Source organism: Rhodococcus sp. NPDC055112 (assembly GCF_053607505.1).
The window spans coordinates 1-12950 of record NZ_JBSGTR010000021.1; the positions used below are offsets into that span (position 1 = coordinate 1).

General features: G+C 68.6%; 9 protein-coding genes. 3 read left to right on the forward strand and 6 right to left on the reverse strand.

Annotated features, from left to right (window positions below; translation table 11 throughout):
- On the reverse strand, positions 1 to 1623 hold a 1623-nt coding region (locus ACWFRB_RS12215), incomplete at its 3' end, for an Ig-like domain repeat protein (RefSeq protein WP_452641281.1).
- A gap of 498 nt (positions 1624 to 2121) precedes the next feature.
- Between ACWFRB_RS12215 and ACWFRB_RS12220 the strand changes: the two genes are divergently transcribed.
- Positions 2122 to 3300 (forward strand): hydroxylase, encoded by a 1179-nt coding sequence (locus tag ACWFRB_RS12220; RefSeq protein WP_452641282.1) that lies wholly within the window; start codon positions 2122 to 2124, stop codon positions 3298 to 3300.
- Positions 3301 to 3363: 63 nt separating this feature from the next.
- On the opposite strand, the gene katG is transcribed toward ACWFRB_RS12220, so the two are convergent.
- The 3 genes from katG to ACWFRB_RS12235 are packed head-to-tail and all read right to left on the reverse strand — an operon-like array spanning position 3364 to position 9268.
- Complete coding sequence (gene katG, locus ACWFRB_RS12225) at positions 3364 to 5553, reverse strand: catalase/peroxidase HPI (RefSeq protein ID WP_452641284.1); 2190 nt, start codon at positions 5551 to 5553, stop codon at positions 3364 to 3366.
- Positions 5540 to 6055 carry a Fur family transcriptional regulator gene (locus tag ACWFRB_RS12230; RefSeq protein ID WP_452641285.1) on the reverse strand — a complete coding sequence of 172 codons (516 nt, stop codon included), beginning with the start codon at positions 6053 to 6055 and terminating at the stop codon, positions 5540 to 5542. Before ACWFRB_RS12230 ends, katG begins: the two co-directional genes overlap by 14 nt.
- A gap of 39 nt (positions 6056 to 6094) precedes the next feature.
- Positions 6095 to 9268: a multicopper oxidase family protein gene (locus ACWFRB_RS12235; protein WP_452641345.1), complete on the reverse strand. Its 3174-nt coding sequence runs from the start codon at positions 9266 to 9268 to the stop codon at positions 6095 to 6097.
- 149 nt (positions 9269 to 9417) lie between these two features.
- Between ACWFRB_RS12235 and ACWFRB_RS12240 the strand changes: the two genes are divergently transcribed.
- Together ACWFRB_RS12240 and ACWFRB_RS12245 are read left to right on the forward strand one after the other, a co-directional pair.
- Positions 9418 to 9792 (forward strand): nuclear transport factor 2 family protein, encoded by a 375-nt coding sequence (locus ACWFRB_RS12240; protein WP_452641287.1) that lies wholly within the window; start codon positions 9418 to 9420, stop codon positions 9790 to 9792.
- A 1-nt stretch (position 9793) separates the two neighbouring features.
- A complete protein-coding gene (locus ACWFRB_RS12245; RefSeq protein ID WP_452641288.1) occupies positions 9794 to 11236 on the forward strand; it encodes a threonine/serine ThrE exporter family protein in 1443 nt (480 codons plus the stop codon).
- A gap of 31 nt (positions 11237 to 11267) precedes the next feature.
- On the opposite strand, the gene ACWFRB_RS12250 is transcribed toward ACWFRB_RS12245, so the two are convergent.
- Both ACWFRB_RS12250 and ACWFRB_RS12255 read right to left on the reverse strand, forming a co-directional pair.
- Complete coding sequence (locus tag ACWFRB_RS12250; protein ID WP_027503481.1) at positions 11268 to 11507, reverse strand: MbtH family protein; 240 nt, start codon at positions 11505 to 11507, stop codon at positions 11268 to 11270.
- Entirely contained in the window at positions 11504 to 12889 is a 1386-nt protein-coding gene (locus tag ACWFRB_RS12255) for a lysine N(6)-hydroxylase/L-ornithine N(5)-oxygenase family protein (RefSeq protein ID WP_452641289.1), read from the reverse strand. Before ACWFRB_RS12255 ends, ACWFRB_RS12250 begins: the two co-directional genes overlap by 4 nt.
- Between the last annotated feature and the right edge of the window lie 61 nt (positions 12890 to 12950).

The window sequence follows — 12950 nt, forward strand, 5'->3', positions numbered from 1 at the left end:
GGTGGAAACGAAGTTGTTCTGGAAACGGTGGGCGGCATCGCTTCTGAACTCGATCACCGCGTAGTCGCCGCCATCGACGACCGTCTTGTCGAAGGAGCCGAGGAGAAGGAATGGGGTTCCCCCCTCCCTCACCTCCGTGGCCCTCCACCCGCCCGCGTTTTCGGGGTGCCGGTCACAGTGTCCGGCGGTGATGTTCACCACGTCGCCGTCACCGTCGGTGCCGTTGAAACCGAACGAGCATTCTTTATCGGCGGTGTCGCCCATGGTGTATCGGGTGCCACCCATGATGGCGTCGGGGGCCGGCGTGGGCTTGGTGGTGGTGGTGGTGGGCTTGGTGGTGGTGGTGGCTGCGGGTGCGACGGTGATCTGCTGGGTGGTGGTGGATCCGGTGACGCCGTCGCGGCCGGAGAAGGTGGCCGTCATGGTCAACTTGCCAGCGGTCTCGGGGGGGTACCACTGCTCGGTGGCGGTGCCGTCGGCGCCGACCGGCACCTCTTCGTGGTAGTGGGGGTCCTCGAATACGACGGTGCCGCCCGCTGCTGCGGGGCTGACCTTTGCCTTCAGCATGATGAACTTGCCGCCGGCGATGGCTCCCTTGATGGGGTCGAGGGTGATCGTGGAGGCAACCGGGTTACTGCCTGCGGGTGAGACCGTGACTTGCTGGGTGGTGGTGGATCCAGCGACGCCGTCGCGGCCGGAGAAGGTGGCGGTGATGGTGTGCTTGCCGTCGGTTTGGGCGTACCAGATCCTGGTGGCAGTGCCGTCGGCCTCGACCTGTTCGGTGGCGATGATGTCGTTGCCGTCCTTGAATTCGACGGTGCCGCCCGCTGCTGCGGGGGTGACCTTCGCCTTCAGCGTGTACTCATTGCTGTCGGGTGCGGCGGTGATGGGGTCGAGGGTGATCGTTGAGGCCACGGGGTTGGTGGTGGTCGGTTCGGTGGGCTTGGTGGTGGTGGTGGTGGGTTCGGTCGGCTTGGTGGTGGTGGGCTTGGTCGGGTCGGACGAGCCGGAGGAACCGAGTGAGCCGAGCCCGGACAGGTCGGACGAGCCAGCCGGTCCCTTCGCCACGCGCACGAAGTTGAGGAAGTCGGGCAGCTGCAGGCCCTGACCGCCCGCGGCGGTGTCCTTGACGTCCAGCGCGATGTCGTTGGCGGCGGGGTCGATCGCGGTGCCGTTGACGAGGCCGGCCAACGGCGCGGGGAGCTGCTGAACCCAGCCGTTGACCTGGCCGAGCAGATCGGACAGGACCTTCTCGCTGCGCGCCTGGTCCTTGACCTGATAGCCGGCGGCCTCGACGGCGGTGCGGGCGGCGGCCTTGTCCGGTCCGTCGGCCAAGCCGACCAACGGCACGCCTGCCGCATCGAGCCACACACCGGCGAAGGCGGTGGGGAACTTGCCGCGCAGCGTCTCGGCGAACCTCACCAGCTCCTGCCCGGTGTCGGCCCGCTCGAGGTACTGGGCCGGGCTGAGGCCGAGATCGCGCTGGATCGCGGCCACCATCTCCGCGGGCAGCGCCGGTGCCGGGGCGGCGGGTTCGGCCTGCGCTAGGGCCACGCACGGCGCGACCAGAAGCAGTGCCGCGGTGCCGATCATCGCGGCACGGCGGGCGCGAGTACTACGCATGGGGACCCTTCGGTTGAGCGTTGCCGGTACGACCAGGCGCTGGGGCCGGGTCAGCGCCAGAGACTGTATTGGTAATGATTGCCATTGACTACCGAAAATTGATGGGATGAATGCGGTCACAGCGACGTGGGTCGGCGGCCCGAACCCGCGAGTCGGGGCGTCACCCCACAAAGCGATCTTCTCCAACCACCCTCATGGGTTGGCGTCCACCTCATGACAACTAGAATCAGTTCTAGTTTTGTGGCCACCGGATTCGCAGATCTCCACACCTCAGTGATTCACGACACCAAATCCGGACAACCTGCCGACGTACGGATTCCCATGAGGAACCAAAGAGCCATGTTTAGCTGCACAAATCTGGGTAACCATCGCCGGCACACGGCAGGGGCCGGACCCACAGCTAAAGAAACCAATGAGTTCATTTCACTTTCGCATACCTGGAACATGTTCTAGTTTTGGCTCCAGTAAGCCGGCAACTCCTACCGAGACGAGGAAGTCATGGGTCAGGTTCACGAGCGGATCGAGCAGTACGCGGACGAGATCCGCGCCAACGGTGTCGAGGGCGACAGGCTCATGCGGCTCACCGATGCCTCGGCCAAGCGACTGCGGGAGTCCGGGGTGATCCGGATGCTGCAGCCGAAGGATCACGGGGGCCTCGAATCGCATCCGCGGGAGTTCGCCGAGACCGCCATGGCGATCGGCGCGATGGACGGTGCCACCGGCTGGGTCAGCGGCATCGTCGGCGTGCACCCGTGGGAGCTGGCGTTCTTCGACCCGAAGGCCCAGCAGGAGGTGTGGGGAGAGGACCCCGACACCTGGATGGCGTCGCCCTACGCACCCATGGGTGTCGCGGTCCCGACCGACGGCGGCTACATCCTCAGCGGCCGCTGGTCCTTCTCCTCGGGTACCGATCACTGCCAGTGGGTGATGATCGGCGCGGCCGTCGGCGACCGGGACGGCAACCGGCTGATGCCGCCGAAGATCCTGCACGTGCTGCTGCCGCGCAGCGACTACGACATCGACCAGGACAGCTGGGACGTCGTCGGCCTGCGCGGCACCGGCAGCAAGGACCTGATCTTCTCCGGCGCCTTCATCCCGACGCACCGGACCCTGGACGCGGCGAAGGTCTTCGACGGCACCGCGCCGAGGGAGGCCGGCCGCACGCAGACGCTGTACAACTTCCCGTTCTCGTGCATCTTCCCGCTGGGCATCACCTCGTCGCTGATCGGCATCGCCGAGGGCGCACTTGCCTGCCATCTGAACGCGCAGCGCGAGCGGATCACGGTGTCCGGCACGGCGATCAAGGACGATCCCTACGTGCTTTTCGCGATCGGTGAGGCCGCCGCGGAGATCGCCGCGTCGCGGGCGGCGATCCTCGAGACGGTGGACCGGTTCTGGGACCTCACCGACAGTGGCAAGGAGGTCACCTTCGAGCAGCGTGCGATCGGTCGACGGACCCAGACCGCCGCCGCCTGGCGGGCGGTGCGCGCGGTCGACGAGATCTTCGCGCGGTCGGGTGGCGGTGCGCTGCAGATGAAGACGCCGATGCAGCGCTTCTGGCGGGACGCACACGCCGGTCTCTCGCACGCCATCCACGTGCCCGGCTCGATCTTCCATTCGTCGGCGCTGACCCAGCTCGGCGGGGAGCCGCAGGGTGCCCATCGCGCGATGATCTGACGGGATCGATAGAAACGTGGGCGCCCCGCGAGCTGTGTCGGCTCGCGGGGCGCCGTGCCGCGATCAGGCGAGGTCGAACCGGTCCAGGTTCATCACCTTGTCCCACGCGGAGACGAAGTCCGCCACGAACTTCGGCTGCGCGTCGTCGCTCCCGTAGACCTCGACCAGCGCGCGCAACTGCGAGTTCGAACCGAATACCAGGTCGACGACTGTGGCCGTCCACTTGACCTCGTCCGTGCCGCGAGCGCGGCCCTCGTAGACGTTCTCGGACTCGGCCGAGGCCTTCCACTCCGTGCCCATGTCGAGCAGGTTCACGAAGAAGTCGGTGGTCAGGGCCTCCGGCCGGTCGGTGAGGACACCGTGCGCGGACTCCCCGACGTTCGCGTTCAGAGCCCGCATCCCACCGATGAGAACCGTCATCTCCGGGGCGGTCAGCCTCAACAGGTTCGCCTTGTCCAGCAGCAGACGCTCGGCGGGCAGCTTCTCCCCGGCGCGCAGGTAGTTGCGGAACCCGTCGGCCCTTGGCTCGAGCACCGCGAACGACTCCACGTCGGTCTGCTCCTGGGCGGCGTCGGTGCGGCCCGGCGCGAACGGGACCGTGACGTCCTGCCCGGCGTTCTTCGCCGCCTGCTCGACCGCCGCGCAGCCCGCCAGCACGATCAGGTCGGCCAGCGAGATCCTCTTGCCGTCGGACCGCCCACCGTTGAAGTCGTCCCGGATCCGCTCGAGGGTCTGCAGCACCTCGGCCAGGCCTGCCGGATTGTTGGACTCCCAGTCCTTCTGCGGCGCAAGCCGAATCCGCGCCCCGTTGGCACCGCCGCGGTTGTCGGTGCCGCGGAAGGAGGCAGCCGACGCCCATGCTGCCCCGACCAGCCGGGGAATGGACAGACCCGACCCCAGGACCGTGGCCTTGAGCGCGGCGATCTCGTCCGGCCCGACCAGGTCGTGATCCACATCGGGGACGGGGTCCTGCCACAGCTGCGGCTCCGCAACCCACGGGCCGAGGTAGCGCGAGACGGGCCCCATGTCGCGATGCAACAGCTTGTACCAGGCCTTGGCGAACTCCTCGGCGAGCTCCTCGGGGTGGTCCAGCCAGCGCCGGGTGATCGGCCCGTAGACCGGGTCGAGCCGCAGCGCGAGGTCCGTCGTCAGCATCACCGGGCTGTGGGACTTCGACGGATCGTGCGCGTCGCGGACGGTGCCCGCCCCTGCGCCGTCCTTGGGGATGTACTGCCACGCGCCCGCGGGGCTCTTGGTCTTCTCCCACTCGTAGCCGTACAGGGTCTCGAGGAAGCTGTTGTCCCACTTGGTCGGCGTTGGCGTCCAGGTGCCCTCGAGGCCGCTGGTGATCGCGTCCCCACCGACGCCGGTGCCGTATGAGCTCTTCCAGCCGAGGCCCTGCTGCTCGATCGGCGCCGCCTCGGGCTCGGGCCCGACGAGATCGGCCGGTCCCGCGCCGTGGGTCTTGCCGACGGTGTGGCCACCGACGATCAGTGCGGCGGTCTCGACGTCGTTCATCGCCATCCGGCGGAAGGTCTCACGGATGTCCACGGCCGCGGCGAGCGCATCGGGGTCTCCGTTGGGCCCTTCCGGATTCACGTAGATCAGGCCCATCTGCACGGCGCCGAAGGGACCGGTGAGCTCCCGGTCGCCTGTGTAGCGCTCGTCGCCGAGCCAGGTGTCCTCCGGCCCCCAGAACACCTCGTCGGGCTCCCAGATGTCCTCGCGGCCGAAACCGAAGCCGAACGTCTCGAAGCCCATCGATTCGTAGGCACAGTTGCCCGCGAAGACCAGCAGATCCGCCCAGGAGAGCTTCCTGCCGTACTTCTGCTTGACCGGCCAGAGCAACCGGCGCGCCTTGTCGAGGCTCGCGTTGTCGGGCCAACTGTTGAGGGGGGCGAAGCGTTGGGCGCCCTCGCCGCCACCGCCACGGCCGTCCGCGATGCGGTAGGTGCCCGCCGCATGCCAGCTCATCCGGATGAACAGCGGCCCGTAGTGTCCGAAATCGGCTGGCCACCAGTCCTGCGACGCCGTCATCAACTCGATGACATCCCGTTTCAGCGCGTCCACGTCGAGCGTCGCGAACTCCGCCGCGTAGTCGAAGCCCTCGCCCATGGGGTCGGACAGCGGCGAGTGCTGATGGAGAACCTGCAGGTCCAGCTGATTCGGCCACCAGTCCCTGTTGGTCCTGGGCGGGTGCTCCTGCGGCGTCGGGGAGTCGATTGCCGGGCTTTCGCTTTCACTCTTGGACACGACGGTCCTTCCTTCCGGGAGTGGGTGAATCGGACTGCGATCGCGAACCTGGTCGCGAAGCCTGTGCTGCCGTGCAGTCGGGGCACGATCCCCAGTACGTGACCTCGGCCTCCTCGACGACGAAACCGCTGTCGCCGGGCGCGGTCAGGCAGGGCGCCGCGCCGCGCACACAATCGACGTCGACGATGACCCCGCAGGTACGGCAGACGAAGTGGTGGTGGTTGTCGCCGACACGGGCCTCGTACCTGGCATCGGTGCCCGCTGGCTGGATCCGCCGCACCAGGCCCGCGTCGCTGAGCGCCTGCAGCACGTCGTACACGGTTTGGCGGGAGACCTCGGGCAGGACGGCGCGCACGGCTCCGAGAATCGTCTTCGTGTCGGCGTGCGGGTGCTTGTGCACAGCCTCGAGCACCGTGGCCCGGGGGCGGGTCACGCGAAGCTCGGCCGTGCGCAAATGCGCTGCGTATTCCCTCGCGGAGGGCACCTCAATACCATGGCGCATCGTTCTGGACTCGGTCAAGAGTTTCGGGGTGATCGCGGACTACCGTCCGCCCAGCGGAACCGCGGCCGTCGCCGGCAGTGGGGGAAGCGCCCCGAGCGGTGACGGCGTCAGCGTCGTCGACTGCGGGTCCGCCCGGCCAAGGCCGAACTTGCGGACCTCGGATCCCGCCGCACCCGCGCCGCTCACGAGCAGGTCCGCGCCTGCGGTGGTGCTGGTGGTGGCCACCTGCACCCCGCCGCCCGCGAACGGCTCGAACGAGGCGATCTGCCGGAAATCCACGGGGTCCGAGTGATGGTCCGGACTCTCGAGGTACATCCCGGGCGCGCCGTCGAGCCGCGAACCGCTGGACCACACGCGCACCGTGCCTGCCCCGCCTGCCATGCCGGTCACGATGCTCTTCGCGCCGCCCTCCGCGCCCGCCACCCAGCCCGTCGAGAGCGAGACGCCGTCGCGGTAGCCCTCGTCGAAGGCCAGGAACTCCGACGTCACGGTCGGCTCGTCGGTGCCGCCACCCCCGCCCATCCCGCTGTGCCCGCCGTGGCCGCTCTTCGACGCCGCCGCGGCCGCGGTCGGCTCGAACAGGTCGTAGCGGAAGGTCTTCACCCGCGGCGCCTCCCCCTTGCCCGGCGCGGTCACGATGCTGGGCCTGCCCGAGGCGGTGTCCACCAGCCCCGTCGCGACGGACACCCCCGCCTCGGACCCCGGGTACGGCGTGAAGGTCGAGAACACCTCCGGCGCCTCGCCCTTGCCGGCGGGCAGCGTCGAGGAGAACACCTTCACCTGCGTCTCGACGCCGGGGCCGGTGCCCACGATGATGTTGTCGGCCAGGGCGTTTCCGTCGATATCGGCGCCCGCGACGTTCACCCCGCCGCGGAATCCGGAGTCGAACGGGGCGAACCGGGTCAGCTCGGCGCTGAAGGCGCCTGCGGCGCGGTCGGCGCCGTCGTAGGCCACCACCTCCGGCTCCGTACCAGCGCCGGTGCCGACGACGAGGTCGAGCACCATGTCGCCGTTCACGTCGGCCATCGCCACCGTCGGGGTGCCCTCGAACGACGGGAACGGCGTGACCGCGGCGATCACCCTGTCACCGGCGCCGTCGTGGACCCGCACCGTGCCGGGCGTGCCGGGCGAGCCGGGTACCGCGACCGCGTACGTCGACACCTCGGGGATCACGTTGACGAGCGCCATCAGGCCGTTGTCCTCGTGGTTGAGGCGGTGGCAGTGGATCACGAAGGTGCCGGTGTACTCGGTGAACTTCGTGCGCAGCGTGACCGAGGCCGGTTCGAGCGCGGTCTCGTTCTCGTCGGTCACCGGAGCGGGGACGTTGACGTTGTCCATCCCCCACGGCTGCACGCCGGTCCTGGTGCCCGCCACCGGATCCACGACCTCCATCACCTGGAAGTCGTTGACATGGATGTGCATCGGATGCTCGTCGTTGTTGAGGTTCGTGATCGACCACTCCTCGACGGAGTTCAGTCGTGGCTGGAGCAGGGGGATGTTCGGGAAGGTGTTGTCGTCGAACTCGTAGGTGAACGCCTTCGGATCGCTGCGCGAGGCCTTGTCGTTGCCGAAGCCACCCGAGACCGTCAGCGTGCGTTTGACGTCGGGCGTCATCACGGACGTGTCCACGAACGAGGTGTATGCGTCCAGGTTCTGGCCGGGCACGAACGCGGTAGTCTGCCCCTCCCCGCTCGCGGGCGTCGCGCGCAGCAGCGTCTGGGTGGGGAAGGTGAAGAAGCCGTCGGCGTAGCTGATCACCGACGGGTCAACGGTCACCGTGCCCAGCACCGCGGGCGGGTTCTCGGTGCCGTCGTTGGTGTAGAGCACGCCCGGTCCGGTGACGGGCTTCGCGCCCTCCAGCGGCGGGATGTCGAGGACGAGGTCGCCGGTCGTCGGCATCGTCACCGCGATCGCGAACCGCGAGCCGGGCGGGATGACGAGCCGGGTGCCGTCGCCGCCGACCGGCGGCTCCACCCGGGTGAAGGGGTTACCGTCCTGCCCGACGATGGCGAAGGTCGGATGGTCGCCCGTCGCCGTCTCGGTGAGCCGGACCGGCATATAGGCGATGTCGCTGATGTTGGCCAGCACCCAGATCTCGGTCTGACCCGGTTCGAGTTTCAGCTCTGGCTGGAACTGACCGTTGACGGTGAACTGGACGTCCCGCTGGTTGTCCGGCAGCGACGGGTCTGCCGGGACGGTCACCGTGTCGCTGGTGAAGGTCTGCAGGTTGCCGGGTATGAACTGGTTCTGCCCACGATGGTTGGCCGGGGACAGCGGCCCGGTGTACCAGTTGGTGATGTACCGGGAGCCCTTCGTCGTCTCGTCGAAGTTCACCGGGGCCAGGCTCGGCCGGTAGCTGCCGTCGGCGAGTTGCTCTCCTTCCGGAGGCTTCAGGGTGCTCACCCATTGCGGCCAGTACGCGTTGTTCAGCTGCCTGCCGCTGCCCTTGCGGTCGAAGACGAAGTTGTACTGCAGCGCCATGTCGCGGATCGGGATCTCGTTCCGCGTCACCAGCGGCAGGTTTCCGTCGGGCCGCCCGATCTCGAGGAGGCCCGCGAGCCCGGCGTAGGTCTGCTGGGCGGTGAGGGTGTGGCGATGACTGTGGTACCAGTACATTCCGTTGGGCATGTCGTCCGGGACCGCGTAGTCGTAGCGGTTGCCCATCCCGGCGGGGATGTCGAGCAGCACGTTGTCGGCGTTGCCGTCGGGGCTGACGTGCAGCCCGTGGGTGTGCAGGTTCAGTGGCGCGGACGCCAGCGGCTGCGGATAGATCGGCACGTCGCCGCCCGCCGGGGTGAAGGCGGGGTCGTTGAAGTCCTCGATCGTCAGGCCCCGCAGGTCGTTGTCGTAGTGGATGATCAGGCGCTCTCCCGGATCGACCCGCAGCGTCGGCGCCGGGTAGACGTCCTTGCCCTCGGTCTCGCCGTCCGAGGCCGTCCCCCGGATGACCTCGTACCCGAACAGTAGGAAATTCGAGACCGGCCCCGACGCCGTGTCGAGAGCGACCGTGCCCTGGTGCGCCGACAGTCGCACCTCGAGCACGCCGTCCTCACTCGACAGCTTGACCGGCTCCCGGTACGCGGCGGGGGTGCCGTCGGGGCCTGCATTGACCCCTGGCTCCCCCGTCGTCGAGAAGCACGAGGTGAGGACCAGTGCCATGGTGACAACTGTGCACGCGAAAACGGAGATCGGCCTTCGACGATTCGCGACCATCTCGCCGCCCCGTTCGTGAACGAATACGGGCACCGGCGCTCCAGCGTCAGCGCCACAAAAGCCTAGTTCGCCGCCGCGGCGGTCGCACGCGAAACGGCGCTCGGCCCGTGCACGGCCCCCGCGGCGGGAAACCCGATAGCGTGGACGGCATGAGCACCTCGGAGATCGCCACGGTTCTCGCGTGGCACGACGCACTGAACGATTCCGACATCGACACCCTCCTCGCGCTCTCGAGCGACGACATCGAGATCGGCGACCCCAGCGGGGCCGGACAGGGCCTGTCCGTGCTGCGCGAGTGGGCCGCCGAGTCCGGGCTGACCCTGATCGCCGGACGCATGTTCGTGCACGAGGGCGTCGTCGTGGTCGAGGAGGAGGCCAGCTGGGCCTCGAAGCCCGACGAGAAGTCGACGGTCGCCACCGCCTTCCGAGTGGTGCACGATCAGGTGACGTCGATCTTTCGGCACAACGACCTTGAATCTGCTTTCGCGGCAACGGATCTGAGCGAAGCGGACGCGGTGTCCTGACGTGGCGAGGGGGCGCCTGCGCGACGCACTCACCTCGCTGAACCGGCTGATCGGTGAAGAGCGGGCGGTGGTCGACGACCAGACGTCGGCCCCCGCGCCGCTGCAGCCGATCGATCTGACCGACGACGCCAAGGTCGCGGAGGTCCTCGACATCGCCCTCCGCTCCGGCGAGGTGCTGCTCGCGTCCGGCACCTCCGCGATGGACACCGCCGCGCAGGTCCAGTTCGTCGCCGCGAGCTACGGGCTCGCGCGCTGCGACGTCGACGTCACCTACAACGCGATCCGCATCAGCGCGCACCGCGGGCCGACGATGCCACCCGCCGCCACCATGCGGATCGTGCACTACCGGGCCCTGGACTTCACCCGGCTCGCCGCGGTCGACCGGCTCACCCGCAGGCTACGGACGGAGGCGGTCAGCCCGGACGACGCGCACGACGAGCTGACCCGGATCACCAGGGCGCCGCATCCCTACAACCGCTGGACGGCGACGCTGGCGTGGGCGTCGATGGCGGCGTCCGCCTCGGTGCTGCTCGGTGGCAACCTGCTGGTGGCGGTCGTCAGCTTCCTGACCACCATGGTCATCGACCGGGTCAACCGCCGACTGAACGCCATCGGGCTCCCGTTCTTCTTCCAGCACGTCATGGGCGGACTGATCGCCGCCGCGCCTGCCAGCCTTTTGTACACCTTCAGCGACCAGCTGGGCATCACCATCCGGCCCTCACTGATCATCGCGGCCGGGGTCATCGTGCTGCTGTCGGGGCTGTCACTGGTCGGCTCGGTGCAGGACGCCATCACCGGCGCGCCGATCACCGCCGTCGCGCGGTTCTTCGAGGTCCTCATGATGACCGGCGGCATCATCGCGGGCGTCGCGATCTCGCTGCGGATCGCGGGCGCCCTCGGCTCGACGCTGCCGGTGCTGACCACCGTCCCGCCGCCCGCGCTGGCCCAGATCCCGGTGCAGGTGGTCGCGGGCGCGTTCACCTCACTGTTCTTCGCGGTCGCCTGCTACGCGGAGCGACGGGCCCTGCCCATCGCGGGCATCGGCGGCGCCGCAGGCATCCTCGTCTACAGCCTGGCGTTGAGCGTGAGCATCGGCCCGGTCATCGCCTCGGCCATCGCCGCGACCGTTGTCGGCTCGGTCGGCGGCATCCTGGCCCGCCGGGCGCTGACGCCGCCGCAGGTGATCGCGGTCGCGGGCATCACCCCGCTGCTGCCGGGTCTCGCCCTCTACCGCGGTCTGTACGCCCTGCTCAACAACGAGCTGCTGGACGGGTTCAGCGCGCTGCTCTCGGCGTTCGGCATCGGGTGCGCGCTCGCCGCGGGGGTCACGCTCGGCGAGTGGATCGCCAGGACCATGCGGCGGCCGCGGATCCTACGCCGCACCGGAACGCTGAAACGCCCGACCCTGAGCCGACGGAGGTCGGGTCAGAATCGGGCGTCGTAATCAGTGCGCCGGCGCCGGTGGCGCCGGGTTGTCAGCTCTGGTTCCCGCGCTCGGCAGCGTCGCGTTCCATGGCCTCACGCAGGCTCTTCGGGCGCATGTCGGTCCAGTTGGCCTCGACGTACTCGACGCACGCCTGGCGGCTGTCCTCACCGAACACCACACGCCACCCCTGCGGGACGTCCGAGAACGTCGGCCACAGCGAATGCTGGTCCTCGTCGTTGACGAGCACATAGAAACGGCCGTCTTCGTCGTCAAAGGGATTGGTGCTCATCTGGCCTCGCTTGTCGCAAATTCGTTCATCGGTGTTTCCCGCGCTGAGGTTTCCGCCCCAGCGGACGCCTCGACCCTATCAAGATCGCCGTGGTCGGGACGATTTTCCAGCACAGAATTCAGGATCTCACCGGCGCGAACCGCGACGTTGGACAGCAGCGACGAGGTGAGGCCGTGCGTCTTCTCGGTGCCGCCCTGGAGATAGATGCCACCGCGGACGTTCCCGGGGGTGACCAGCCGGTAATCGCGATCCACCTCGGTGGCCACCCCGCCCTCGGGGGCCAGGTCGCCGATGAGGTTGCTCAGCGGGGTGGGGGTGAACCCGGTGGCGAGCACCAGTGCGTCGCACATCAGCGAGTCGGTCAGGCCGTCGAGGTTGCTGCGCACGCTCACCTCGATGCCCTCCTCGGTCTCGACCACGCCGTCGATCTCGGAGGCCCTGCGCATGAACAGGCGCCGCTGGCCGCGCACCAGTTCCTGGTATTCGGTGGTGTACAGCTCGTTGATCAGCTCGATGTCGACCACCGAGTAGTTGGTGCTCTTGTGCAGGGACAGGATCCGCTCGCGCTCGGTGCTGTCGGCACCGTGCAACTCGTCGACGGCGCCGGGGTCGAAGATGCGGTTGGCGTACGGGCTGTCGTCGGCCGGGCTGTAGCCGTAGCGGGAGAACACGCTGTGCACCTCGGCCTGCGGGTAGTTGCGGTGCAGGTACTGGACCACCTCGGCCGCGCTCTGGCCGGCGCCGAGGACCACGAAGCGCTGGTGCCGCAGCTCGGGCAGCTCGTCGATCCGGAACAGGAACTGATGGTTGTGGAAGCAGCGCGCCGACGGCGTCGCCCACTCCGGGATCCGCTCGCGCAACCCGGCCCCGACGATCAGGTTCCGCGTCCGCAGGACCTGCCCGTCGGCCGTCTCGACCGCGAACTCGTCCACCGCCCCGTCCGCGGCGGGCACGCCGCTGACGCCGGTGACGGCGGTGCCGTATCGCACGTCGGCGTCGACCCGGCCTGCCGCCCACTGCAGGTAGTCGTTGAATTCGTGCCTGGTCGGGAAAAAGGTCTGGTGGTTGACGAAGTCGACCAGCCTGCCCTTGTCGAACAGGTAGGAGAAGAAGCTGAACGAGCTGGCCGGGTTCCGGAAGGTCACCAGGTCCTTCGGGAACGCGATCTGCATGGTCGCGCCGTCCAGCAGCATGCCGGGGTGCCAGCGGAAGCGGTCCTGCTTCTCCAGGAAGCGCGCCTCGATCCGGTCCTCTTGGGCACAGCTCGCGTTGTGCTCCTCGATGGCGATGGCCAGCGCCAGGTTGGACGGGCCGAAGCCGACGCCGACCAGGTCGTAGGTCGGCGACTGGTCGCGGTCAGCGGCCGAGAGAGTCGTATCCATGACGCGTCATCCATCCTCGCCGGTTCGGCCGGCGGCAGTGCTGCTTGTTGCTGACATAGCT